The sequence below is a fragment of the Methylobacter marinus A45 genome (genome assembly GCF_000383855.1).
Lineage (GTDB): Bacteria > Pseudomonadota > Gammaproteobacteria > Methylococcales > Methylomonadaceae > Methylobacter > Methylobacter marinus.
On sequence record NZ_KB912877.1, the window covers coordinates 2,531,450 to 2,554,768 of the forward strand.

Annotated in this window: 26 protein-coding genes and 1 riboswitch; of the genes, 15 read left to right on the forward strand and 11 right to left on the reverse strand. The window is 49.9% G+C overall.

The genetic code is table 11. The features are described 5' to 3' along the window. Positions 1–4 precede the first annotated feature (4 nt). Positions 5–784 (reverse strand): lipid asymmetry maintenance ABC transporter permease subunit MlaE, encoded by a 780-nt coding sequence (gene mlaE, locus METMA_RS0111910; protein ID WP_020159317.1) that lies wholly within the window; start codon positions 782–784, stop codon positions 5–7. A 2-nt stretch (positions 785–786) separates the two neighbouring features. Further along, entirely contained in the window at positions 787–1,647 is an 861-nt protein-coding gene (locus METMA_RS0111915; protein WP_020159318.1) for an ABC transporter ATP-binding protein, read from the reverse strand. A 230-nt stretch (positions 1,648–1,877) separates the two neighbouring features. Between METMA_RS0111915 and METMA_RS0111920 the strand changes: the two genes are divergently transcribed. The 10 genes from METMA_RS0111920 to mgtE all read left to right on the forward strand — a co-directional run bounded on the left by METMA_RS0111920 (position 1,878) and on the right by mgtE (position 10,334). Continuing rightward, positions 1,878–2,846 carry a calcium/sodium antiporter gene (locus METMA_RS0111920; protein ID WP_020159319.1) on the forward strand — a complete coding sequence of 323 codons (969 nt, stop codon included), beginning with the start codon at positions 1,878–1,880 and terminating at the stop codon, positions 2,844–2,846. A 15-nt stretch (positions 2,847–2,861) separates the two neighbouring features. Continuing rightward, complete coding sequence (locus METMA_RS0111925; protein ID WP_020159320.1) at positions 2,862–3,839, forward strand: KpsF/GutQ family sugar-phosphate isomerase; 978 nt, start codon at positions 2,862–2,864, stop codon at positions 3,837–3,839. A gap of 17 nt (positions 3,840–3,856) precedes the next feature. Further along, complete coding sequence (gene kdsC, locus METMA_RS0111930; RefSeq protein WP_027147269.1) at positions 3,857–4,381, forward strand: 3-deoxy-manno-octulosonate-8-phosphatase KdsC; 525 nt, start codon at positions 3,857–3,859, stop codon at positions 4,379–4,381. After that, positions 4,378–4,944 carry an LPS export ABC transporter periplasmic protein LptC gene (lptC, locus tag METMA_RS0111935; protein WP_020159322.1) on the forward strand — a complete coding sequence of 189 codons (567 nt, stop codon included), beginning with the start codon at positions 4,378–4,380 and terminating at the stop codon, positions 4,942–4,944. The genes kdsC and lptC overlap by 4 nt, the downstream gene beginning before the upstream one ends. Next, entirely contained in the window at positions 4,931–5,449 is a 519-nt protein-coding gene (gene lptA, locus METMA_RS0111940) for a lipopolysaccharide transport periplasmic protein LptA (protein ID WP_020159323.1), read from the forward strand. Before lptC ends, lptA begins: the two co-directional genes overlap by 14 nt. Before the next feature lie 2 nt (positions 5,450–5,451). Beyond that, positions 5,452–6,177, forward strand: a complete 726-nt coding sequence (gene lptB / locus METMA_RS0111945) for an LPS export ABC transporter ATP-binding protein (protein ID WP_020159324.1) — start codon at positions 5,452–5,454, stop codon at positions 6,175–6,177. Between the two features lie 30 nt (positions 6,178–6,207). After that, positions 6,208–7,653, forward strand: a complete 1,446-nt coding sequence (locus tag METMA_RS0111950) for an RNA polymerase factor sigma-54 (protein WP_027147270.1) — start codon at positions 6,208–6,210, stop codon at positions 7,651–7,653. Positions 7,654–7,701: 48 nt separating this feature from the next. Further along, positions 7,702–7,992, forward strand: coding sequence for a ribosome hibernation-promoting factor, HPF/YfiA family (hpf, locus tag METMA_RS0111955; protein WP_020159326.1), 291 nt, complete (start codon positions 7,702–7,704; stop codon positions 7,990–7,992). Positions 7,993–8,041: 49 nt separating this feature from the next. Further along, positions 8,042–8,899: an RNase adapter RapZ gene (gene rapZ / locus METMA_RS0111960; protein WP_020159327.1), complete on the forward strand. Its 858-nt coding sequence runs from the start codon at positions 8,042–8,044 to the stop codon at positions 8,897–8,899. A gap of 76 nt (positions 8,900–8,975) precedes the next feature. Next, complete coding sequence (gene mgtE, locus METMA_RS0111965; protein ID WP_027147271.1) at positions 8,976–10,334, forward strand: magnesium transporter; 1,359 nt, start codon at positions 8,976–8,978, stop codon at positions 10,332–10,334. A gap of 59 nt (positions 10,335–10,393) precedes the next feature. On the opposite strand, the gene METMA_RS0111970 is transcribed toward mgtE, so the two are convergent. From METMA_RS0111970 to METMA_RS0111990, 5 genes are all read right to left on the reverse strand, one after another. Beyond that, positions 10,394–10,591 (reverse strand): winged helix-turn-helix domain-containing protein, encoded by a 198-nt coding sequence (locus METMA_RS0111970; protein ID WP_020159329.1) that lies wholly within the window; start codon positions 10,589–10,591, stop codon positions 10,394–10,396. Between the two features lie 32 nt (positions 10,592–10,623). Continuing rightward, positions 10,624–10,890: a cell division topological specificity factor MinE gene (gene minE, locus METMA_RS0111975; protein WP_020159330.1), complete on the reverse strand. Its 267-nt coding sequence runs from the start codon at positions 10,888–10,890 to the stop codon at positions 10,624–10,626. After that, entirely contained in the window at positions 10,890–11,699 is an 810-nt protein-coding gene (minD, locus tag METMA_RS0111980) for a septum site-determining protein MinD (RefSeq protein ID WP_027147272.1), read from the reverse strand. The genes minE and minD overlap by 1 nt, the downstream gene beginning before the upstream one ends. Before the next feature lie 33 nt (positions 11,700–11,732). Continuing rightward, positions 11,733–12,482 carry a septum site-determining protein MinC gene (minC, locus tag METMA_RS0111985; protein ID WP_020159332.1) on the reverse strand — a complete coding sequence of 250 codons (750 nt, stop codon included), beginning with the start codon at positions 12,480–12,482 and terminating at the stop codon, positions 11,733–11,735. A gap of 397 nt (positions 12,483–12,879) precedes the next feature. After that, positions 12,880–14,448, reverse strand: a complete 1,569-nt coding sequence (locus tag METMA_RS0111990; protein ID WP_020159333.1) for an inorganic phosphate transporter — start codon at positions 14,446–14,448, stop codon at positions 12,880–12,882. 200 nt (positions 14,449–14,648) lie between these two features. Continuing rightward, positions 14,649–14,750: riboswitch (TPP riboswitch) on the forward strand. A gap of 30 nt (positions 14,751–14,780) precedes the next feature. Between METMA_RS0111990 and thiC the strand changes: the two genes are divergently transcribed. After that, on the forward strand, positions 14,781–16,649 hold the full coding sequence (gene thiC, locus METMA_RS0111995) for a phosphomethylpyrimidine synthase ThiC (RefSeq protein WP_020159334.1): 1,869 nt from the start codon (positions 14,781–14,783) through the stop codon (positions 16,647–16,649). An 88-nt stretch (positions 16,650–16,737) separates the two neighbouring features. Then, positions 16,738–17,565: a hypothetical protein gene (locus METMA_RS0112000; protein ID WP_020159335.1), complete on the forward strand. Its 828-nt coding sequence runs from the start codon at positions 16,738–16,740 to the stop codon at positions 17,563–17,565. A gap of 140 nt (positions 17,566–17,705) precedes the next feature. Here the strand turns inward: METMA_RS0112000 and METMA_RS0112005 are convergent, their stop codons facing one another. Together METMA_RS0112005 and moaC are read right to left on the reverse strand one after the other, a co-directional pair. Then, a complete protein-coding gene (locus METMA_RS0112005) occupies positions 17,706–18,395 on the reverse strand; it encodes an ABC transporter permease (protein WP_020159336.1) in 690 nt (229 codons plus the stop codon). A 20-nt stretch (positions 18,396–18,415) separates the two neighbouring features. Beyond that, the gene (gene moaC, locus METMA_RS0112010) at positions 18,416–18,892 is read right to left on the reverse strand and encodes a cyclic pyranopterin monophosphate synthase MoaC (protein ID WP_027147273.1); all 477 of its coding nucleotides are present in this window, start codon (positions 18,890–18,892) and stop codon (positions 18,416–18,418) included. 113 nt (positions 18,893–19,005) lie between these two features. Here moaC and METMA_RS0112015 point away from each other — a divergent pair, with 113 nt between their 5' ends. Beyond that, positions 19,006–19,239 (forward strand): MoaD/ThiS family protein, encoded by a 234-nt coding sequence (locus tag METMA_RS0112015; RefSeq protein ID WP_020159338.1) that lies wholly within the window; start codon positions 19,006–19,008, stop codon positions 19,237–19,239. Between the two features lie 2 nt (positions 19,240–19,241). Beyond that, the gene (locus METMA_RS0112020) at positions 19,242–19,694 is read left to right on the forward strand and encodes a molybdenum cofactor biosynthesis protein MoaE (protein WP_020159339.1); all 453 of its coding nucleotides are present in this window, start codon (positions 19,242–19,244) and stop codon (positions 19,692–19,694) included. A gap of 64 nt (positions 19,695–19,758) precedes the next feature. Here METMA_RS0112020 and ppa read toward each other — a convergent pair whose 3' ends face one another. Continuing rightward, the gene (ppa, locus tag METMA_RS0112025; protein ID WP_020159340.1) at positions 19,759–20,307 is read right to left on the reverse strand and encodes an inorganic diphosphatase; all 549 of its coding nucleotides are present in this window, start codon (positions 20,305–20,307) and stop codon (positions 19,759–19,761) included. 97 nt (positions 20,308–20,404) lie between these two features. Here ppa and METMA_RS0112030 point away from each other — a divergent pair, with 97 nt between their 5' ends. Next, a complete protein-coding gene (locus METMA_RS0112030; RefSeq protein ID WP_020159341.1) occupies positions 20,405–21,202 on the forward strand; it encodes a DUF2797 domain-containing protein in 798 nt (265 codons plus the stop codon). 9 nt (positions 21,203–21,211) lie between these two features. Here METMA_RS0112030 and METMA_RS0112035 read toward each other — a convergent pair whose 3' ends face one another. Beyond that, a complete protein-coding gene (locus METMA_RS0112035; protein ID WP_051114400.1) occupies positions 21,212–23,269 on the reverse strand; it encodes a sodium-translocating pyrophosphatase in 2,058 nt (685 codons plus the stop codon). Positions 23,270–23,319 lie beyond the last annotated feature (50 nt).

A 23,319-nucleotide genomic window follows, 5' to 3' on the forward strand; every position in this document is an offset into this window, starting at 1 on the left:
TTAATTAATCTCCGAACATGAGTGCGGTCAGGATGAAGTCCAGACCTAAAATACTAAAAGCTGAATTGACCACGGTACGCGTAGTGGCGCGGCTGACTCCCTCGGAAGTCGGGATGGTGTCATAACCTTCAAACAACGCTATCCAGGTCGCGACAAAACCGAAAACAAGACTCTTGATGACGCCATTAACAATATCATCCTGGAAATCCAGACTGTCCTGCATTTGTGACCAGTAAGCGCCTTCATCCACACCCAACAAACCGACACCGACCATGAAACCGCCGATGATGCCGATCATGCTGAATAACGCCGCCAGCAAGGGCATGGATAACAAGCCGGCTAGAAAACGCGGGGAAATAATCCGTTTAATCGGATCGACGGCCATCATTTCCATGCCGGAAAGCTGTTCTGTCGCTTTCATCAGGCCGATTTCCGCCGTCAAAGCGGAACCGGCCCGGCCGGCGAACAATAAGGCCGATACCACTGGGCCCAGTTCCCTGACCAGCGACGCCGCAACCATGACGCCGAGCGTCTCCTCGGCGCCAAAATCGGATAGAATGTAATAACCCTGCAGACCCAGCACCATGCCGACAAAAAGCCCTGAAATGGTGATAATAAGAAAAGACAGGACACCAACTGAATACATCTGGTTAAGAATGAGTCTGGGTCTCGGCAGGACGTCGCCAATGCCGGCAAGCGTATGGAGCAGAAAGAAGGTGCCACGCCCCAGTTTGGTAAAACTGGTACGTGTCGTTCTGCCCAGATATTGTACAAATTGAATCATGTTTATAGCTGCCCGTAGCGCTTTGATACCCGGCGGCGGGACCGTTTTGCCGATGAAAGCAGGTCGTCAACATAGTCTGCCGCAGGGTAATGAAAATGTACCGGTCCGTCCGCCGCGCCGGTCATGAATTGTTGAACCCATTCCGATTCCGATTGTTGAATCTCTGCCGGTGTGCCCTGGCCGACAATTTTGCCATCCGATATCACATAGATATAATCGGCGATCGCGGCTGTTTCATGGACATCGTGCGAGACGATGATGCTGGTCAGGCCCAGGGTAGTGTTCAATGATTTGATCAGATGCACCAGCGCCCCCATGGATATTGGATCCTGGCCAGTAAACGGTTCGTCGTACATGATCATCATCGGGTCCAGGGCAATCGCCCTGGCCAGGGCAATGCGTCTGGCCATGCCGCCGGACAATTCATTGGGCATCAGGTCGCGCGCGCCCCTCAGTCCTACGGCCTGCAGTTTCATCAGGACCAGCGTGCGGATCATGGATTCGGGCAGATGGGTGTGTTCGCGTAACGGAAAAGCGACATTATCATAAACGCTCATGTCGGTTAACAAGGCGCCGCTTTGGAAAAGCATGCCCATGCGTTTGCGCAAATTGTACAATTCCGATCGACGCAAGCGATGGACGTTCTGTCCGTTTACCGTTACCGAGCCTCGTTCAGGGAATAATTGACCGCCGATCAATTTTAACAGTGTGGTTTTGCCTGTGCCGCTAGGGCCCATGATGGCGGTAATCTTGCCGCGTTCGAATTCCAGTGAAATATCGTCAAATATTTTCTTGTTGCCCCGGGAAAACGACAAATTATGAACAGAAACCAAGCTGTTTTGGGAGGAGACGCTGTTATCCATGCGCGGTTTAAGATATATGTTTCGAAATCTAAACAAGCTATTTTCTATGACTAGTCCCTGTTAAGTCAATATATGGCTGTTTGAGAAAGAAAAAGCAGCGTCTGATGATCGATGCAGGGACGCTGTAAGGCAATAATTAAATACTGCAAACTTGTACCTTCATTAGAAGCTCTATAATACATCAATGAAATAAACATGGCATAATAGGCAATTTTTCGAACTGGCAACCTATGGTTATCAATTGTATTGCGCTGCTGGCGGGGGTGGGCGTTTTAGCGTATTCGGCGGATAAGTTCGTTACTGGAACGGCATCTATTGCCAGAAACCTGGGTGTTTCCCCATTGCTCATCGGCTTGACGATAGTCAGTTTGGGAACCAGTGCCCCGGAAATTCTGATATCAACCATTGCGTCCTGGCAAGGCAATGCCGGATTGGCGGTGGGTAATGCCCTGGGTTCGAATATAGCCAATATTGGTTTAATCATGGGCGGGACGGCGCTGATTGCGCCTTTGGCATTTCATACCGGCATTTTGAAGAGAGAACTGCCGATTTTAATGGGCATCAGCATCGGCAGCTATCTGCTGACTTTTGATGGCCTGGATATTTTTGACGGCCTGTTGCTGCTGGCCGGGCTAGGCCTGTTTACAGGATGGCTGATTCGTTCGGCTGTTAATGAGAAGCAAAACGGCTCCTTGAGCGATGCGGCGGACACAGGATTACCCGAAGGCCTGCCCGGCAACAAAGCTTGGGCATATTTTTTGTTGGGATTGATAGGGTTGCTGTTGAGCTCGCGAATATTGGTGATGTCGGCAGTCAATATCGCCCGGTTTTTTGATGTCAGTGATGTGGTGATTGGTCTGACGATTGTCGCTGTAGGCACGAGCCTGCCGGAACTGGCCGCATCAATTGGCAGCGTATTGAAGAAAGAGGATGATCTGGCGGTTGGCAATATTATCGGATCGAATATTTATAATTTGCTGGCTGTCTATTCGGTGCCGGGCGTGATGGCGCCCGGTCCCGTTGCTGAAAGTGTTCTTGATCGCGATTTCCCGGTTATGCTGGCGTATACCGGCGTCTTGTTTATCCTCGGTTATGGCATTTCGAAAGCCGGGTATATTAATCATTGGGAGGGTTTTGGCTTATTGTCCGCCTATGTCGCTTATCAATGGGTTATTTATCAAAGTGCGGTTTCCGTCTGATTTTACCGGCAGAAAATGAAAATACATGATCAAAAACTCCGTGAATTGGCGCTGGCTGTCATTCAGGTGGAAAAGCAGGCGATCGCTTCTTTAGCCGATCAGATTAATGATGAATTTGTCGCCGCCTGCCGGCTGATGTTCAATTGTACCGGGCGCGTCGTCGTTACCGGCATGGGCAAATCGGGACATATCGCCGGCAAGATTGCCGCTACGCTGGCAAGCACCGGAACGCCGGCTTTTTTTGTGCATCCGGGGGAAGCCAGTCACGGCGATCTGGGCATGATTACCCGGCACGACGTCGTGCTGGCCTTGTCAAACTCCGGTGAAACCAGCGAATTCTTGACTATCCTGCCGATTATCAAGCGGTTGGGCGTGCCTTTAATCGCAATGACGGGGAATCCGGCTTCCACAATGGCCAAATTCGCCACCGCGCATATTTATGTAGGGGTTGAGCAAGAGGCTTGTCCGCTGGGACTGGCACCGACCTCCAGTACAACCGCGGCACTGGTGATGGGCGATGCCTTGGCGGTGTCATTGCTAGATGCGCGTGGATTTACGCGCGATGATTTTGCGCTTTCGCATCCTGGCGGCAGTTTAGGCAAACGGCTGTTATTAATGGTCAGTGATATCATGCATGCCGGTAATAAAGTGCCGTCAGTGCCGGAGACGGCGCTGATCGGCGAGGCTTTGCTGGAGATGACTGAAAAAAAACTGGGCATGACCACGATTGTCGATACCGACAACCGGGTCATCGGGATTTTTACCGACGGCGATTTGCGGCGCATGCTGAGCCGGAATCTGGATATCCATCGCACCGCCATTACTGAAGTCATGACCCCGAATTGTGCTGTTATTCCGGAAGACATTCTCGCCGCCGAAGCCATGCGGATCATGGAACAGAAAAAAATTAATGCGCTGATTGTCGTTGACGATAATCGGCGCGCGATAGGGGCCTTGAATATGCATGACCTGATCCATGCGGGAATAGTGTAATGACGGAAACTGAGCAAATGCGAGTCGTAATGGAAAAAGCCAGAAAGCTGAAGCTTCTGATTTTGGATGTGGATGGCGTGTTAACGGATGGCAAGCTTTTTTTTGACAATGAAGGCAACGAATATAAAGCCTTCCATGCCCGCGATGGGCACGGCATCAAACTGCTGCGGCAAACCGGCGTGGAAGTGGCGGTTATTTCCGGCCGCAAATCGAATTCGGTGGCGCTGCGCATGAAGAATCTGGGCATTGAGTATGTCTATCAAGGTCATGAAAATAAAATTGCCGCGTTTAACGAAATTATCGATAAATTGCGCATAACGCCGGATCAGGCCGCTCATGTAGGGGATGACCTGCTGGATCTGCCGATCATGACCCGAGTCGGTCTTGCGATCGCGGTTAATGACGCGAATTTTGCCGTTAAGCAGCGTGCCGACTGGTATACGCGACTGCCTGGCGGCCATGGCGCCGTCAGGGAAGTCTGTGATTTAATCATGCAGGCTCAAGGCCGTTTTGACGAGGTGGTGAACGCTTACCTGAAATGATCAGTTTGAATGGAAAATATATTTACCTGTATATCGCCATTATTGCCGTAATGAGCTGGTGGCTGGTTAAATTGACCGGAGTGGATGAGGTGCGGGCTCCGGCACCGGATCATAGTCCGGATTATTTCAGCAAAGGCTATACAAAATGGGAAATGGATGAAACGGGCAAGTTAAAAAATAAATTGCTGGCCGATAAAATGACTCACTATAACGATGATGGCACGACACATTTGGAGAATCCTGTGATGTTTTTTCATAAGGAAAAAACGCCGCCCTGGGTTGTTAAGTCGGAAGCCGGTATTTTATCCGCCGACGGCAAGGATCTGTTGCTGACCGGCAAGGTCAATGTAGAAAGAGCCAAGGGCGAGGGCGTTAACCAGCTTATAATCAATACTTCCAATGTCAGGGTCAAGCCGGAAACCAGCTATGCGGAAACTGATGAATGGGCGGAGCTGATTAGCCCGCCTAATGTCACCACGGGTACCGGCATGAAACTCGTTTTTTCCAATCCAATTAACATTAAATTGCTCGCTAACGTGCGAGGAAAGTATGAAACACATTAAAAATCCGGCAATTTTCTGCGGTTTTGCCTTGCTATTAGGTTTGTACAGTTCCACTTCAATGGCGCTGAAAAGCGATTCCGAGCAACCGATCACGATAGATTCCAACACGGCGACTTACGATGATAGCAAAGCCATAAGCATTTATACGGGCAACGTAATCTCCATTCAGGGCAGTATCAAAGTCCATTCCGACAAGCTGGTGGTACATTTTGTCAATGGCGATGCCGAGAAGCTGGTGTTTACCGGTAATAAGGCAAAATTCAGACAGAAGCCCAGCGAGGGTGAGGAAGACATTACCGGTGAAGCATTGATCGGTGAATATTACCCTAAAAAGAACCTGCTGATTCTGATTGATGAGGCGACGGTCTGGCAGGGCAATGCCACTTATTCCAGCAAGTTAATCGAATACGATAGTAAAAATTCGGTCGTCAGGGCAGGGGAAAAATCCTCCGATTCAAAGCGCGTGCGCGTCATACTGAAACCGAAACCCAAAGAAGCTAGGTAAAAATGGCTAAACTCTCTGCAAAACAACTGATTAAAAATTACAATAAACGTAATGTGGTCAATGGCGTGTCATTGCATGTCAATACCGGTGAAGTTGTCGGTTTGCTGGGACCTAACGGGGCCGGTAAAACAACCAGCTTTTATATGATGGTGGGGCTGATTAAAGCCGATGAAGGTCAAATTACCCTGGACTCGCACGACTTAACCCATCATCCTATGCACTTAAGAGCGCAATTGGGTATCGGTTATCTGCCGCAGGAGCCGTCCGTGTTTCGCAAGCTGAGCGTGGCGGATAATTTGCGCGCCGTACTACAGATTCGTGCCGATCTGACCAAAGGGCAGGGCGAGTTGGTCATTGAGGAACTGTTGCAGGAGTTTCATATCCAGCATCTGCGCGATCAGATTGCCCTGGGGTTATCCGGCGGCGAACGGCGGCGCGTTGAAATTGCCAGGGCATTGGCCACCAATCCGCAATTTATATTGCTGGATGAGCCTTTCGCTGGTGTTGATCCGATCTCGGTAGAGGATATCAGAAAGATCATAGAGCATTTGAAATATCGTGGCATCGGTGTCTTAATTACCGAGCATAATGTCAGAGAAACATTAAGTATTTGTGATCGAGCGTATATACTTGCCGATGGCAGGGTGATTGCGGAAGGCGGAGCGGCAGCCATCGTTGCCAATCAGGAAGTGCGAAAAGTTTATTTAGGCGATAACTTTAGTCTTTAAGTTGAAGTATTTACAAAAGATTATATTACGATGAAACAATCCTTACACCTTCGGCTAGGCCAGCAACTGACGATGACGCCGCAATTGCAGCAGGCGATCAGGTTGCTTCAGTTGTCGACTCTGGATCTGCAGCAGGAAATACAGCAGGCACTGGAATCCAATATGATGCTGGAAATCAGTGAAGAGGAAAGCACTTTGCCGGATACGGAGATGGCACCCGAAAAGAAAATTGATAATTCTGATTCGGTGACCAGCGAAGGATCGCAAACCGATATTCCGGATGAACTGCCGATAGATTCTTCATGGGATGATATTTATGAAAATGTCATGGCGGCGGGCACTAATTCCGCTGATACGGTTGAATTCGAAACCCAGCGCAGCAAGTCTTCAACCTTGTTGGATCATTTGTTATGGCAATTGGAACTGACCCGGTTCTCCGAGCGTGATCACGCCATCGCCATCGCCATTATCGATTCCGTTAATGAAGACGGTTATCTAAGAAACAGTCTCGATGATATATTCCAGGGGTTACAGTCCCAGTTGGATGATCTCGACTGCGATGAGGTTAAAGCGGTACTGCACCGGGTGCAGAATTTTGATCCGGCAGGCGTTGCCGCGATTGATTTAAGTGACTGCCTGGCAATACAATTGCAACAGTTGCCGGATTCAACGCCTTACAAAAAAGAAGCGCTGGCGCTTGTCTGTCGCTATCTGGATTTGTTGGCCAATCATGACCAGGCCAAACTGATGCGTCGACTAGGCGTCACGGAGCGACAACTGGAGTCGATTATTGCATTGATCCGGACTTTGGATCCCAAGCCCGGCGCGCGTATACAGGATAGCGGTTCCGAATATGTGATCCCCGATGTCTACGTGACCAAACAAGACGGCACCTGGCAAGTGCATCTTAATCCGGATATCGCACCCAAGCTGCGCATAAACCCTTTTTATTCGGCGCTGATCAAAAGGTCTGATAACAGCAAGGACAATGCTTCGATGAAAGACCACCTGCAGGAAGCCCGCTGGTTCATCAAGAGCCTGCACAGCCGTAACGACACCTTGTTGCGCGTGGCGCGCTGCATCGTGGCAAAGCAGCCGGCATTCCTTGAACATGGTCCCATAGCCATGAAACCCATGGTACTCAGGGATATTGCCGAGGAGCTGGAGTTGCATGAGTCCACCATATCGCGCGTGACCACGCAGAAATACATGCATACGCCGAATGGTATCGTCGAATTCAAGTACTTCTTTTCCAGTCATGTCTCGACGGAAGGCGGTGGAGAGTGTTCGGCAACGGCCATCAGAGCCTTTATTAAAGAATTAATCGGAAATGAAAATCCAGCAAGACCGTTAAGTGATAGTAAAATATCCGATTTATTAAAAGAAAAAGGCATCAATGTAGCGAGAAGGACTGTTGCCAAGTATCGCGAAGCGATGTTTATTTCATCATCCAGTCAGAGAAAGCGTATCTTATGACGCTAACTGATACCAACAAACCAATCATTCATCCTTAGGAGTTTATTCATGCAAGTTAGTGTAACCGGCCATCATCTTGAAGTAACTGATGCGTTAAAAGCACACGTTGACAGCAAATTTGAAAAACTGGCTCGTCATTTTGATAATGTCACTGATGTACATGTTATTTTAAGTGTAGAAAAATTAGTCCAAAAAGCCGAAGCAACCTTGCAGCTCAGCGGTGCTAAATTGTTTGCCGAAGATCACCAGGAAGATATGTACGCCGCCATTGATAATCTGGTAGACAAACTGGACCGCCAAATTATCAAGCATAAAGAAAAAGTCGGAAGCCACAGATAAGGTGGGGAGGCGCAAGGCTAAATGAAACTTTAATCTTGCGCCTGTTATTATGAAGCTATTAATCGTCAGCGGCCTCTCCGGTTCCGGTAAAAGTATCGCGTTAGAAACGCTGGAGGATTGCGGTTACTATTGTATAGATAATCTGCCGGTAACTTTGCTGGAGGATTTTATCAGCCACGTCATGCTGGTCGATAAAAAAACCTATAAAAAGACGGCGATTGGCATTGATGCCAGAAACCAGACCGAAAGCCTGCTCAATTTTTCGGATTGTCTGGGTTTAATTCGCAGTAAAGGGATCGATTGCGAAATCATGTTTATGCAGGCTGAAGAATCGACGTTATTGAAACGGTATAGCGAAACCCGTCGGCGCCATCCATTAACGGACTTCAATATTCCGCTAAAAGAAGCGCTGAAAATCGAACGGGAAATGCTGACCCCGATTGCCCGGCATGCCAATGTCGTGATCGATACCAGTCGAACGCATTACCATCAGTTGCGGGAATTGATCAAGGATCAGATCGGGGAACGGGATGCCCGGCATATCGCCTTGCAGTTTCAATCATTTGGCTTTAAGCATGGGGTGCCGTTGGATGCCGATTTTGTATTCGATGCCCGTACTCTGCCAAATCCCCACTGGATTCCGGAATTGCGCGGTTTAACCGGAAAGGATCTGCCGGTGGCGGATTTTCTTAAAGAACAACCTTTAGTCGCCGAGTTTTTTCAGGATATTACTGATTTTCTTCAACGTTGGATTCCTCGCTTTGAAGCCGAAGGGCGCAGCTATTTGACCGTCGCAATAGGATGCACAGGCGGTCAGCATCGATCGGTATATTTGGTTGACTCCCTGGCCCAGCAGTTTAAAAATTTGTCTCTGAACGTAATTGTTCGCCATAGAGAACTGCATTAGTCTTTTTTCCGCACTCAATTAACTGGAATTGGCATGGCAATGATCTGCTATGCCGGTTCGTATGGATATTTCTTCTATGTCAGGTACTGCACAACAAGACAATAACGAACTTCTTCTTAAACGAATGATAGAACTGCTGGGTAAGGGATCGTTGTATGACATCAGGCAGTTCATTAAAGAATTATATCCTGCGGAAATAGCGCTTTTAATTGAATCGCTGGGGCCCGGAGACAGAAAAACAATCTGGAAAGTCATTCCGCCGGAAATTATGGGGGAAATCCTGGTGAACCTGCATGTCGAGGTGGCGAGCGGGCTCATGGCGATTACCGACTGGAAAGACTTGACTGCCGCAGTGGAAAGTCTGGAATCGGATGACCTGATCGATTTGCTGCATACGCTTCCCGAGCCGCTACTCTCCAAGGTGACGGACTCGATCGGCATTCAGGAAAGGCTGCGTCTGGAATCGGCTTTATCGTATGACGATCATACGGCAGGCGGTTTGATGAGTCTTGACGTCCTGACGGTGCGGGCCGATGTGTCGCTGGATGTTGTGCTGCGTTATTTAAGAAAGCGCGGAACCATGCCCAGGGCGACGGACAATTTGATCGTTGTCGATCGGAATGATCATTTTCAGGGTGTTTTGCCTTTAGCGGTATTATTGACTACAAATCCTCATGTCATGGTGTCGGACGTGATGGATTTCAGTATGAGCGGTATCCCCTACCAGATGCCGGCCGGGGAGGTCGCTTTATTGTTTGAGCAGCGCGATATGATATCCGCGCCGGTCGTTGCCGAAGACGGCAAGTTGTTGGGAAGAATCACTGTCGACGATATCGTCGATGTTATTCGCGAGGAGGCTGATCACTCGCTGATGAGCATGGCGGGGCTGGATGAGGAACTGGATATGTTCGCGCCGGTAGTAACCAGCGCCAAACGGCGGGCGGTCTGGCTGGGCGTTAACCTGCTGACGGCTTTCCTGGCATCCTGGGTTATCGGTTTATTCGAGGCAACTTTAGACCGGATTGTGGCATTGGCGGTATTGATGCCTATCGTTGCCAGTATGGGCGGCATTGCCGGAAGCCAAACATTGACACTGGTGATCCGTGGGTTGGCGTTGCGGCAGATTAGCAGCATCAATGCCGTGAGACTGTTTAAAAAGGAAATCTCGGTCGGTATTGTGAACGGCGCCTTATGGGCCGTTGTCGTGGCCTGCATAGCGGGTATTTGGTTCCAAAGCGCCGGTCTCGGGTTATTGCTGGGCTGTGCCATGCTCATCAATCTGGTTTGCGCCGCATTGGCCGGTGCCAGCATTCCGTTAATACTGCAGAAGATGGGAATAGATCCGGCCCTGGCGGGTGGCGTGTTATTAACCACGGTAACCGATGTTATCGGTTTCATGGCTTTCCTGGGATTAGCGACTCTGTTTCTGATATGAAATCATGGCAAGGCTAAAGTAGTGGTTTTTTAACTTTAGCCTTTTGTTTTGTCTGTGTTTTATTTCAATGATAATGTTTCAGCGCGGCCTTTCATTTCGATGGATAGCTTGTCTTCCTTAGCCAGCCAGCCGATGGCGCGTTGAATGTCATTTTTATTAATCCCTGTTTCAGAGGTTACTTTAGATACGCTAGCCGGTCCGTTTTTATCCAAATAATGCCAGATTTTGCCGGCAGCCTCGCCAATCGTTTTAGACATATAGATCACCTTATTATTTAATGGGTTGAAAATTAAGACTTCTTAGCCTGATGATCAGGCAAGACGATATTTAATTCAAGTATTTCCTGATCATCATCCTGTTCAAAATTAACTGAAATGGCATCTTGCCCTACGTTAACGTATTTTCGTATGACTTCCAGTAACTCTTTTTGTAACTGGGGAAGATAGGAGGGCTGGCTTCTGGAGGAGCGCTCATGAGCCACCAGAATCTGCAGTCTTTCTTTTGCCACCGATGCCGAACTGGCTTTAGTGACTCTAAAATAATCGAGTAAACTCATTATTTACCCCCGAAAAGCTTCCCGAAAATACCTTTTTTCTCATCAATAAAACGATGGGGTTTTTCCTCGCCCAGGTAGCGAGCAACAATGTCGGCATAGGCCTGGCCGGCATCGCTTTTCTGGTCCAGAATAACAGGAATGCCTGAGTTCGATGCATTCAATACCGATTTTGATTCCGGAATCACGCCCAGTAAATGCAATGATAAAATTTCCTGAACGTCTTTTACACTGAGCATTTCGCCTAATTTTACCCGATCCGGTGAATAACGGGACAGCAACAGGTATTCTTTGATCGGTTCTTCGTTTTGTTCTGCCCGGCGCGATTTACTCGACAAAAGGCCTAGCATACGATCTGAGTCTCTAACCGAAGACACTTCCGGGTTGGTTACGACAAAAGCGTCGTCGGCAAAATACATCGCCAAATGAGCGCCTTTTTCAATGCCGGCCGGAGAATCGCAGACGATGTATTGAAATTCCTTGGATAGTTCTTCCAGGATTTTGCCCACGCCTTCAACACTTAAGGCATCCTTGTCGCGCGTTTGCGAGGCGGGCAGAATATAAAGCTGCTCGCAATGTTTGTCGCGAATCAACGCCTGATTAAGGTTGGCTTCGCCATTGATGACGTTGATAAAGTCATAAACAACACGACGTTCGCAGCCCATCACCAAATCCAGATTACGCAAGCCTACGTCAAAATCAATGACGGCCGTTTTGTAGCCTTTTTTTGCAAGCCCCATGGAAATGGCGGCGCTCGTTGTTGTTTTGCCAACACCACCTTTACCGGACGTTACGACGATGATTCTTGCCAAGGGTTATTCCTCCAAGTTAGCGGTATTAATTAATTAAAGATCTTGAATGATCAAATTTTCGTTTTGTAAGTAGATCTGGACGGGCTTGCCGCGGACGGACTCATCCAGATCCTCGCTGATTTTGTAAGTGCCGGCAATCGAGATGAGTTCAGCTTGCAAATCGGAGCAGAAGATACGCGCTTCCTGATTGCCCTGCACGCCAGCCAAAGCCCGCCCCCTTAACGTTCCATACACATGAATATTGCCTTCGGCCAGAATTTCGGCGCCGGCACTGACTTGGGCCAGAACGATCAAATCTCCCTCGGCATAAAGGCGTTGGCCGGAACGGATAGGCTGAGTAATCAACGTACTGATTGCAGGCTCTGTCTTGGGGTCCGGTTTCGGAGTGATTTTTTTCGGCTTTACTGTTTCCGCAGGCGCCGGCGCCGGCGTCGACGTGCTACCGCTATGAATGGAATGGACGGGAATGCCCTGGGTTATTGCCTGTTGGTTCTGTTGCGCGGTGCCGCCGCGTATGCCAATCGGCAATAGATTAAGCTTGCGAATGATTTTCGTCAGTTCGGCAATATCAACCTCGCGCTCCTGCTTGTTCAGTTCCTGCAAATCAAATACCAGTGGGGAGTTTTTGAAAAATTCAGGTGCCTGACGTACTTTTTCCTGGAGCTGTTGCTCGATAATTACCATGTCATTATCGAACAGGATTAAAACGGGTACGGAAAAAGTACTGCTCTTAAATTCCAGGGCAGGGGGGCGGTAAGGCGTTGTTTGAGGGTCTGTCGACATCCGTTAAATCTGGTTGGTCATTAGTTGAGAAATTCTAACACTGCTGCTGGAAAAAATCATTTTTCTGGCGTTATTAATTTCCTTGTTCGTATCTGGATGTTGATGGGCTGTTTCCGGGTGAACGGCGGCAATGATCGACCGTTCACCCGGTCTTTGATGCTTTGGCTGGATATTATGATTTAGGTCATCGAGCTAAGGAACGGGAATTTTATAACTCCCGCAACTGACTTGTCTTTCTGTCCCTCTTCGGCGTTGCCTACAGGGATGTAGGTAAGGAGCGTGAGCAGGAGCGGAAGCTTTGCGCAAACAGTTACATAGCTTGCTATGCGCCTGTTTGCGCGCCTTGAATAGGAACAGAAATCCTGCCTCAATTGCGGGTCTTATTTCATTCCCGTTCCTAAGGCAGCATCATGCCTCTGATAGTGAAAAACAACAGGCTGGCCAGTATGGCTGATGAGGGCACTGTGATAATCCAGGCTGCCGCAATCTTATAGAGGTGCGATCGCTTGACCAGTTGTTTGCGATAGACCTTTTTAAGGCTTTTGCGCTCTTTTTTTGTCAGCGGCGCCGCTTCTCGTGCCTGCTTCAGTTCTTTCAGCATCTGCCCTTTCTTTTCAATAGACGCTTTCTTGAAGTTTCTCAGGAACTCATCCACTGTTTCCGGATTGTCATGTTCGTGATGCGCTTTAATCTCTTCTATTCTTTTGGCATCGCTGTGTTTTAGGTATTCGCGTAGAAAGCCTACGCCGAATACGGCGCCTACAGCGGTATGAGTCGAACTGACCGGTAAGCCCATCTGGCTGGCAATGATGACCGTAAAGGCCGCCGACATGGCTATACAGAAGGCGCGCATTTTATCGAGTTCGGTGATTTCGCTGCCGACTGTGCGGATCAGTTTAGGGCCGTACAAAGCCAGACCGATGGAAATGCCAATAGCGCCGACCATCATGACCCAGACCGGAATAGAGGCTTTGGGAGCAACGCCGCCGCTGAATATGGCATCGTTTATTGCCGCCAATGGACCTACGGCATTGGCAACGTCGTTGGCGCCATGCGCAAAACTGAGCAGCGCGGCCGAAAATACCATTGGTAACGTAAACAGCTTGTTAATGTTGGCTTTAGACTGATCCATGGTTAACGCGATTTTGCTGATCATCGGTTTGACTGCCAGATAAGCCGCCACGGCTAGAGCCAAGCCGATAGCGCTGGCCGGCAGAAACTCGATTTTCCAGAGATGTTTAAGGCCTTTCATGATTAGATAAGTGGAGAAAACCCAGACCATGAAAGCAATAAGCAGTGGCACTATTTTGGTGGCGGCTCGTACCATGTCTTCCTGATAGGTAATGGTGCGCTTGATGAAATACAGGAAGCCCGCGGCGATGATGCCGCCAAGTACCGGTGAAATAACCCAGCTGGCGACAATTTCTCCCAGCACTGGCCAGTTGGCGATATCCAAGCCGCCTGCGGCAATACCCGCGCCCAATACCGCGCCGACGATCGAGTGCGTCGTTGAAACGGGGGCATTAAGGGCGGTCGCGAGGTTAAGCCAGAGGGCGCCGGCCAGCAGAGCCGCCATCATCAGCCAGATAAACGTATCCGCATCCTTGAGCATGGACGGGTCAATGATGCTGGATTTAATGGTGCCGACCACATCGCCGCCGGCGATGAGCGCGCCGGCCGCCTCGAAGATGGCGGCGATAATGATTGCGCCGGTCATCGTTAAGGCTTGCGAACCGACCGCCGGGCCGACATTGTTAGCCACATCATTCGCGCCGATATTTAAAGCCATATATCCGCCAATCACGGCGGCTATGATCAACAGGTAATGCTGGGCCACAGGCTCGGTGGAATTGCCTACATACAGCATGACCGCGATCATGAAAACCAGTGCGAAGCCGACCCGCAATATTTCCTTGCGAGTGGATAAGCCGGCATGTTCGATCTGGTTGATATTGTTTAAGTCCACGTATTTCCCCCTTTGAATTATCACCAATTGCCGCGCATTTTATCTTAAGGCAGAGGGAAGTGCTGATTTAATAAATGATAAGGAAGATTTTGAATAGTGGTGCTTTAATAAAACCTTTTGATTTATAAGGTGTTTATGGTGGTGGTTATATAGCGCTGACTTGCAATGTAGGTCATTTTCATTTAATTTAGCGCAATATCCGTAAAGGCTAGGGGTGCTTCGAGATGTATCTTGAGGCTGAGAGAAACCCTTTGAACCTGACTCCGGTTAATACCGGCGTAGGAAAGCCCACACTTCCCTGCGTCTTGTTTTATTGAATTTTGGAGATAAGCATGAGCGCTGTTCTTAAAGATCTTACGTCCACTGCCGCCAGCAGTGTCAAAATTGATTCCTATCCGGCATCGGAAAAAATCTACGTTCAAGGCAGTCGGCCTGATATACGCGTTCCGATGCGCAAGATCACCCTGTCCGATACACCGGTCCAATTCGGCGCGGAAAAAAATCCCCCATTATACGTCTATGACACCTCTGGCGTTTATACCGACCCCGATGTTGAAGTCGATTTAAAAAAAGGCCTGAGTGCCATTCGCGCAGCCTGGATTGAAGAGCGTAACGATACCGAAGAACTGCCTGGCCCGAGCTCAGAATTCGGGCGTCAGCGCCTGGAAGATCCCGAAACCGCTGATTTGCGCTTTGAACATATTCGCAAGCCGCGCCGCGCCAAAGCCGGCGCTAACGTCACACAAATGCATTATGCCCAGCAGGGAATCATCACACCGGAAATGGAATTCATCGCGATACGGGAAAACCAGAAAATGGAGGAAATGCGTGAATTATGGAAAGACCAGCATCCGGGCGATTCTTTCGGCGCATCGATTCCAGCCGTCATTACGCCTGAATTTGTACGCTCCGAAGTCGCGCGTGGCCGTGCCATTATTCCAGCCAATATCAATCATCCCGAGTTGGAGCCGATGATTATCGGCCGCAACTTCCTGGTCAAAATCAACGGCAACCTCGGCAATTCGGCGGTCACATCGTCTATCGATGAAGAGGTTGAGAAAATGCTCTGGGGCATACGCTGGGGCGGCGATACGATCATGGATTTATCGACCGGAAAGAACATTCATGAAACCCGAGAATGGATTTTACGCAACTCGCCCGTCCCTATCGGCACCGTGCCCATCTATCAGGCGCTGGAAAAAGTCAACGGCAAGGCCGAGGAACTGACTTGGGAAATCTTCCGCGACACATTGATCGAACAGGCCGAGCAGGGCGTCGACTACTTCACGATCCACGCCGGCGTGCGTTTGCAACATGTGCCGTTGACGGCCAAGAGAATGACCGGCATTGTCTCGCGCGGCGGCTCCATCATGGCGAAATGGTGTCTGGCGCATCACACGGAAAGCTTCCTGTACACGCATTTCGAAGAAATCTGCGAAATCATGAAGGCTTATGATGTGTCGTTCTCATTAGGGGATGGGCTGCGTCCGGGGTCAATTTATGACGCCAACGATGCCGCGCAATTCGGCGAACTGGAAACTTTGGGAGAATTGACTAAAATTGCCTGGAAACATGATGTGCAAACCATGATTGAAGGACCGGGGCATGTACCCTTACATATGATTAAAGTCAATATGGACAAACAACTCGAAGAATGCGGCGAGGCGCCTTTCTATACCTTAGGCCCGTTGACGACCGATATCGCGCCCGGTTATGACCATATTACCTCGGCTATCGGTGCCGCCAATATCGGCTGGTACGGCTGTGCGATGCTCTGTTATGTCACTCAGAAAGAGCACTTGGGGTTGCCTAATAAACAAGACGTACGTGAAGGTATCGTGACCTATAAAATCGCCGCGCATGCCGCCGATCTCGCCAAAGGCCATCCTGGCGCGCAGGCGCGCGATAACGCCATGTCCAAGGCGCGCTTCGAATTCCGCTGGGAAGATCAGTTCAACATCGGCCTGGACCCTGAGCGGGCGCGCGAATTCCATGATGAAACCCTGCCTAAGGAGTCGGCTAAAATCGCGCATTTCTGCTCGATGTGCGGCCCGCATTTCTGTTCGATGAAAATCAGTCAGGATGTGCGTGATTACGCGGCTGAAAAAGGCATTGCCGAGGAAGAGGCATTGATAAAAGGGATGGATGAGAAGTCCAAGCAATTTGTGGAAGAAGGTGCGGCTATTTATCATAAAATTTAAAGGCTTAAAGTGCCGTGGATCGCAGATTTGATGGGCAATCCACGGTATATTTATGCCCATACACTAAATAAACGCTAAAGGAGCGGTTATGGGGGTTCTTGAGCAATTAAGAGGACAGGTACACGGAAAACAAGATGATGAGCTAGGCCAACAGCATATTGAACAAGAATTAGCGGCGAGATATAAAGACGCCATCCTTCCCAAAATGCAAAGCATCTTTGTATTCATGAAGGAGATGGTCCAACATTTAACTTATCTTGAACAGTCTATTTTCGTTGATGACTACAGCTCTAAATACCCCCAGCTCGGTCGCCTGATTCAAACAGATTACAAAATAAACACGGATGGCATTATCGGCTATGTAGATCCTGGTAAGCTCATGCAAATCAATGTGAGTTTTTTTTGCCTGAGCGAAGGGGCATTTAGCTATAACTTGCAGGGAAAAAGTCTGATAGAGCAGGAGGTCGCTTTCCTAAGCGCGCATAAGGTGCCTTTTGAATGGAAGTATTTTCAAGGTGTGGGCGCGGTGCAAAATGCCAGTTTTATCGTGACCCGCAAGATTCCGGTCAGATTCAAATTTGAAGTGGATTATGTTGCCTCGAACATAAAGATACTCATCAATAATCACGAAAACTTTGGCGTGTATAAAAAGAGTTTTGCGCCTGAGCAAATTGATGACGATCTGCTGGATGAAGTCGCCCGATTCATGCTTAGACAGGACAGTGATTTTATCCGGCTTGAAATTTCCAGCGAACACCGGAATAGAATTCGCCGCAAACTGGAGGAAACACGCCAGGAATATGAGGCGTGGCTGAGCCAGATTCATCGTGATGAGGCTTTAGCTCCTCAAAGCGCCGAAAGGCGCAAGGTCGGAAAGCTCTTTAAAGCGCTGGGCGGATTCAAAAAGCACAAGTAACAAAAGACGTTCAGTCATCTTTAAACAGGCAACGGATTCGCAATATCAGGGATATAAATAATCAATGAAAGCTAAGGCGCCCGCTGAACTCCTGTAAACAATTACTGATTTTTAAGGAGTTTTAGTTGGTAGATGGACCTTCAGGTCTTGCTTTTCAGCAGTTGCAGCATCAGGTTGACGGTAAAGGCGATCAGCAGCAGCAGGAGACCTAGCGCCAGGCCCAGTTCGAAATCGCCTTTGCTGGTTTCCAGCGCGATGGCCGTGGTCATGGTTCGGGTCGAGCCCTGAATGTTGCCACCCAGCATCATGGCGGCACCGACTTCGCCAATGGCACGGCCGAACCCGGTAATAATGCCGGCCAGTATGACATAGCGCAGCTCACTTAAAATCGGGACAATTTGCTGGTAGGACTTCGCGCCCAGCATTTTCAGTGTGAACATGAGTCGGTTATCGGCCGATTGTACGGCTACTAGCGTCATATTCATGATGATAGGCAGGATCAGGCACGCTTGACCCAAGATGACGGCGGTTTCCGTGTACAGTAAACCGAATTCCCCCAAAGGCCCCCTGCGGCTGAGCAAGCCGTAAAAAATCAGACCGATCATCACCGTCGGCATGGCCATCAGAGTATTCAACAGATGCTGCAGCACGTGTTTGCCCGGAAAGTGACTGATGGCGGTCCATATACCCAGCAGTACGCCAAGCAGCGAGGCGAAGGAAGTCGCGATCAGCGATATTTTTAAAGATGTCCAGACGATTTCGTAAACATCCGGATCAAATTGGAAAACGAGTCCGATAGCGGCTGAAAAGGCATCCGAAAAATAATTCATAATGGGAACATTCCGGTCAGCTATTGGCGCTGCCAGTGTCCCGATTTACCGCCGTCTTTTTCCAGTAACTGTACGGATTGAATCACCATGCCCCGATCCACGGCCTTGCACATATCATAGATGGTCAGCAAGGCGATCTGCGTGGCGTTGAGCGCCTCCATTTCCACACCGGTCTGGCCATTGGTTTTTACCGTGGTCTGGCAGCGTACGCGGTTGTTGTCGATTTCCGCGGTCAGGCTGATTTCCACGTGAGTGATGGGCAAGGGATGGCAGAGCGGAATCAAATCGGCGGTTTTCTTGCTGGCCATGATGCCGGCAATTCTGGCTATGGTCAGCACATCGCCTTTTTTATGCCCGCCTTCGATGATCAGCTTGAGTGTTTCCGGCCGCATTTCAATATAGCCTTCAGTGATGGCTGTGCGCTGGGTGATCGCTTTATCACCGACATCGACCATATGGGCTTCGCCGGACTGATTAAAATGGGTTAGTTCAGTCACAATTCTTGTAAAATTACCGATAAAGGAATGCCGCCGCAGGCAAACTGTGCGATTTTGCTGGGGCGGGGTTCAATTTATTATTATCTATCTTTTTTATGACCGCGTGAATGACTATGTCAATTAAAGTGCGTTATTTCGCCAGTTTGAAAGAAAGCCTGGGCCGTTCGGAAGACGATCTTGAGTTTACAGGCCCGGTCACCGTCAAGGATATATGGTGTCGTGCCAATGTCGGCAAGCCGGCGCCGGATAATCTGCTGGCGGCGGTCAATATGGAATATGTCGACTGGAACAGTGTCGTCAGGGACGGCGATGAGGTGGCTTTTTTTCCGCCGGTAACCGGAGGCTGACCATGGCAGTGAAAATTTATGCGCAAGGCTTCGATCCCTGGCAGGAAGTTCAGGCGTATCAAAATGCGGCAAGGCAGATGGCCGGTAAATTCGGCGCGACCAACGTTTTTATCGGCACCATGCGCGATTTCAACGAAGGCGATGATGTCAAATCCATGCATCTTGAGCATTATCCGGGCATGACCGAAAAGCAGCTGGAAAAAATCATTGCTGAAGCGCGGCGTCAGTGGTCGGTCATTGATGCGCTGGTCGTGCATCGCGTGGGAGAAATTTTGCCGAATGAGCCGATTGTGCTGGTGGTGGTCTGGGCTTCACACCGTGGCGATGCATTCGATGCCAGCCGGTATATTATGGAAGCGTTAAAGTCGAAAGCGCCTTTCTGGAAAAAGGAAGCGTTACTTTCGGAGGATCAGCGCTGGGTGGAGAAGAATACCGATGGTTATAAGCGCGAATGAGAGGGAGCAGTGTGGGGGGCATTGTTGGTGCCCCCTTATAAATAGCATATGGCGTGTGCGCCGCTTAGAAGAGTGGTTTCTCTACAGTCGAGTTATATCGTTTTATGCTTGACATGATTTCTTCCTGGGCATGTTCCAGGCTGAACCAGCCTTCGATTTTTACCCATTTGCCCTCTTCCAGGTCCTTGTAGTGTTCAAAGAAATGCGCGATTTTAGCCAGTTTATCTTCAGGAATGTCTTCATAGCTTTTGACGCGATTATAGAACGGGGTCAATTTTTCCAGCGGCACGGCCAATACTTTGGCATCCGCCCCGGCTTCATCCGTCATTTTCAGGACGCCAATAGGCCGGCAGCGCACCACACAACCGCTTAACAGCGGCGCAGGCGTAATCACCAGAACATCAACCGGATCGCCATCATCTGAAAGAGTGTGCGGAATATAGCCGTAATTGGTTGGGTACTGCATTGAAGTGCCCATGAAGCGGTCGACCATCAGCGCGCCGGTATCCTTGTCGATTTCGTATTTAACCGGGTCGCTGAAAGCGGGTATTTCAATTACAACATTAATATCGTTTGGAATATCTTTTCCAGACGAGACTTTCATCAATGACATGCATGTCCTCTTTAGTAGATTGTCAAATCGTGACATTATATCAGCTGTGATAAGCTTTATTTAGAGGAATACCCGCATGCAGGGACAATTAAGAAAAATGTGTACTCAATTGGACAACCCGGTTCAATATGAGTTGCCATTGTCGGATCAGACGGTCGCCTTAAATCCGCTAATCGGTAAGCCGCTTAAACTCACCTACACCGGCAGGATTTATTGCGTGCATTGCGGCAGGCAAACCAAGAAAAGTTTTAGTCAGGGCTATTGCTATCCCTGTTTTACTACACTGGCGCAGTGCGACATGTGTATCATGAAGCCGGAAACCTGCCATTATGAAGCCGGCACCTGCAGGGAACCTGCCTGGGCGGACGAATTCTGTTTCCAGCCCCATATCGTATATCTGGCCAATTCCTCCGGCATCAAAGTAGGCATCACCCGGCAGAACCAGATACCGACGCGTTGGATCGACCAGGGCGCTGTCCAGGCCTTGCCGATTTTTAAAGTGCAGTCACGCTATATTTCCGGCTTGATCGAGGTGGCTATTGCCCGATATGTCAGCGACAAGACCAGTTGGCAGCAAATGCTGAAAAATCATGCGGAACCTGTCGACCTGGCGGCCAAACGCGATGAACTGATTGCCGTGTGCAAAGCGGAATTGGCCAACATCGCCGAGCGCTTCGGTCAGCAGGCGATTGAAGTGCTAACGCATGAACAAGTGGTGGCGATTCATTACCCGGTGGATAATTACCCGGTAAAAGTCAAGTCCTTCAATTTCGATAAGCAACCGGAAGTCGCAGGCGTTCTGCACGGCATCAAAGGCCAGTACCTGATGCTCGATACGGGCGTGATCAATATTCGCAAATTCACCGGTTACGAGGTCGAGTTTACTGCCCCGTAAGTTCCCGGCCTAAAATTTGTCCAGCAACGGCACGACCAGCAAGGCTACGCTGTTGACCATCTTGATAATAATATTGACGGAAGGGCCGGCAGTATCCTTGTACGGATCGCCTACGGTATCGCCGGTAACCGAGGCTTTATGCGTATCGGAACCTTTGCCGCCATAATGACCTTCCTCAACATATTTTTTGGCATTGTCCCAGGCACCGCCGCCGATAGTCATGGAGATGGCGACAAACAGGCCGGTAATGATCGTGCCGATCAGCACACCGCCTAAAGCTTCCTTACCTAACGTGAAGCCGACGATGGCCGGTATGGACACCGGCAGCAGGGACGGTGCAACCATTTTTCTGATCGCGGAAATCGTCAGCATATCGACCGCCTTTGAATAATCGGGCTTGGCCGTGTAATCCATAATGCCGGGGATTTCCTTGAACTGGCGGCGCACTTCGTTGACGATGTCGCTGGCAGCCTTACCGACCGCTTCCATGGCCAGGGCGCTGAACAAGTAAGGAATCAGCGCGCCGAGCAGCAGGCCGATAATGACCCGATGATCCGACAGATCGAAAATAATGCCGCCGAGTTTGTTGGTGAAATCGGAAAACAGCACCAGCGCCGCAAGGCCCGCCGAACCCATCGCATAACCTTTGGTAACGGCTTTGGTGGTATTGCCCACGGCATCGAGGGGATCGGTGATTCGGCGGATTTCCTCTGGCATTTTTGCCATTTCGGCAATACCGCCGGCATTGTCGGTAATCGGGCCATAGGCGTCCATGGCCACAATGATACCCGTTAACGACAACATGCCGGTCGCGGCAATAGCGATGCCGAATACTCCCGCCAAGTGGTAAGCACCCCACATGGCGGCGCAAATCAGGATAACCGGTACGGCGGTGGCTTTCATGGACAGGCTTAGGCCGGCAATGACATTGGTGCCGGCCCCGGTGGTCGATGCCAGTGCAATTTGCCTGACCGGCCCATACTGGCTGGAGGTGTAGTATTCGGTGATGACCATCAGGGCAGCCATTAAGCCTAGACCGATAATGGTCGAATAAAACAGGTTAATGGAAGGAATGATTTGCGCACTGATAATCAATGTATCGCCGAGCAACCGTTCGGTGAGTAGATAAAACAGCAGGAAGGACAGCGCCACCGATACCATGACGCCCTTATATAAAGCGCCCATGATATCGCCGCGGCGGCCAATTCTGACGAAGAGAATGCCGATAATGGCGGTCAGGATTGAAATGCCGCCCAGCACCAGGGGATAAATGATGATGTTTTCATTATCGCCGGGCACCAGCAGGCTGGCCAATAACATCGTGCCAATCAGCGATACGGTATAGGATTCGAATAAATCGGCCGCCATGCCGGCGCAGTCGCCGACATTATCGCCGACATTATCGGCGATCACGGCCGGATTCCTGGGGTCATCCTCGGGTATGCCGGCTTCCACCTTGCCGACGATATCGGCGCCTACGTCGGCGCCTTTGGTAAATATTCCGCCGCCAAGGCGTGCGAAAATGGCGATCAGCGATGCGCCGAAAGCGACGCCTATCATGGCGTGCAGTGGTTCCGGCGTGCCCAGTTGTTGCAAGGTGATATAATAGCCGCTTGCTGCCAGAAGCCCCAGGCCCGCGACTAACATGCCGGTAATGGAGCCGCCCCGGAAGGCGATCAGAAATGCATGAGCCGTGCCCGCATAGGCGGCTTGTGCGGTACGGACATTGGCGCGAACCGAAATATGCATGCCCATGAAGCCGGCCAGTGCCGAAAACAGCGCACCGACGGCAAAACCGCCGGCGGTTTCCCAATTCAATAGAATACCGAGCAGTAATAAGATCAGGATCCCGACCAGGGCTATCACTTTATACTGCCTGGCCAGGTAAGCCTGAGCGCCTTGCTGGATCGCCTGGGCGATAGCCTGCATGCGTTCGTTGCCGGCAGGTTGTTTTTTGATCCATTTGATCGAAATCAGACTGTATAAAATAGCGCTGGCGGCAGCGAACAGGACAAAAAGACTGCACCATTGGGCAGGCGACAAGGTGGGCAGAATAATGTTTGGCATGGTCCGTCCTTGATGGATGACCGCGGAACGCCGGCGTTCCGCGGTCATCA

Bases quoted from the DNA above. Each gene is read 5' to 3' on its own strand.
- mlaE (WP_020159317.1), bottom strand. From the start codon at position 784: ATGATTCAATTTGTACAATATCTGGGCAGAACGACACGTACCAGTTTT.
- METMA_RS0111915 (WP_020159318.1), bottom strand. From the start codon at position 1,647: ATGGATAACAGCGTCTCCTCCCAAAACAGCTTGGTTTCTGTTCATAAT.
- METMA_RS0111920 (WP_020159319.1), top strand. From the start codon at position 1,878: ATGGTTATCAATTGTATTGCGCTGCTGGCGGGGGTGGGCGTTTTAGCG.
- METMA_RS0111925 (WP_020159320.1), top strand. From the start codon at position 2,862: ATGAAAATACATGATCAAAAACTCCGTGAATTGGCGCTGGCTGTCATT.
- kdsC (WP_027147269.1), top strand. From the start codon at position 3,857: ATGCGAGTCGTAATGGAAAAAGCCAGAAAGCTGAAGCTTCTGATTTTG.
- lptC (WP_020159322.1), top strand. From the start codon at position 4,378: ATGATCAGTTTGAATGGAAAATATATTTACCTGTATATCGCCATTATT.
- lptA (WP_020159323.1), top strand. From the start codon at position 4,931: ATGAAACACATTAAAAATCCGGCAATTTTCTGCGGTTTTGCCTTGCTA.
- lptB (WP_020159324.1), top strand. From the start codon at position 5,452: ATGGCTAAACTCTCTGCAAAACAACTGATTAAAAATTACAATAAACGT.
- METMA_RS0111950 (WP_027147270.1), top strand. From the start codon at position 6,208: ATGAAACAATCCTTACACCTTCGGCTAGGCCAGCAACTGACGATGACG.
- hpf (WP_020159326.1), top strand. From the start codon at position 7,702: ATGCAAGTTAGTGTAACCGGCCATCATCTTGAAGTAACTGATGCGTTA.
- rapZ (WP_020159327.1), top strand. From the start codon at position 8,042: ATGAAGCTATTAATCGTCAGCGGCCTCTCCGGTTCCGGTAAAAGTATC.
- mgtE (WP_027147271.1), top strand. From the start codon at position 8,976: ATGTCAGGTACTGCACAACAAGACAATAACGAACTTCTTCTTAAACGA.
- METMA_RS0111970 (WP_020159329.1), bottom strand. From the start codon at position 10,591: ATGTCTAAAACGATTGGCGAGGCTGCCGGCAAAATCTGGCATTATTTG.
- minE (WP_020159330.1), bottom strand. From the start codon at position 10,890: ATGAGTTTACTCGATTATTTTAGAGTCACTAAAGCCAGTTCGGCATCG.
- minC (WP_020159332.1), bottom strand. From the start codon at position 12,482: ATGTCGACAGACCCTCAAACAACGCCTTACCGCCCCCCTGCCCTGGAA.
- thiC (WP_020159334.1), top strand. From the start codon at position 14,781: ATGAGCGCTGTTCTTAAAGATCTTACGTCCACTGCCGCCAGCAGTGTC.
- METMA_RS0112000 (WP_020159335.1), top strand. From the start codon at position 16,738: ATGGGGGTTCTTGAGCAATTAAGAGGACAGGTACACGGAAAACAAGAT.
- METMA_RS0112005 (WP_020159336.1), bottom strand. From the start codon at position 18,395: ATGAATTATTTTTCGGATGCCTTTTCAGCCGCTATCGGACTCGTTTTC.
- METMA_RS0112015 (WP_020159338.1), top strand. From the start codon at position 19,006: ATGTCAATTAAAGTGCGTTATTTCGCCAGTTTGAAAGAAAGCCTGGGC.
- METMA_RS0112020 (WP_020159339.1), top strand. From the start codon at position 19,242: ATGGCAGTGAAAATTTATGCGCAAGGCTTCGATCCCTGGCAGGAAGTT.
- ppa (WP_020159340.1), bottom strand. From the start codon at position 20,307: ATGTCATTGATGAAAGTCTCGTCTGGAAAAGATATTCCAAACGATATT.
- METMA_RS0112030 (WP_020159341.1), top strand. From the start codon at position 20,405: ATGTGTACTCAATTGGACAACCCGGTTCAATATGAGTTGCCATTGTCG.
- METMA_RS0112035 (WP_051114400.1), bottom strand. From the start codon at position 23,269: ATGCCAAACATTATTCTGCCCACCTTGTCGCCTGCCCAATGGTGCAGT.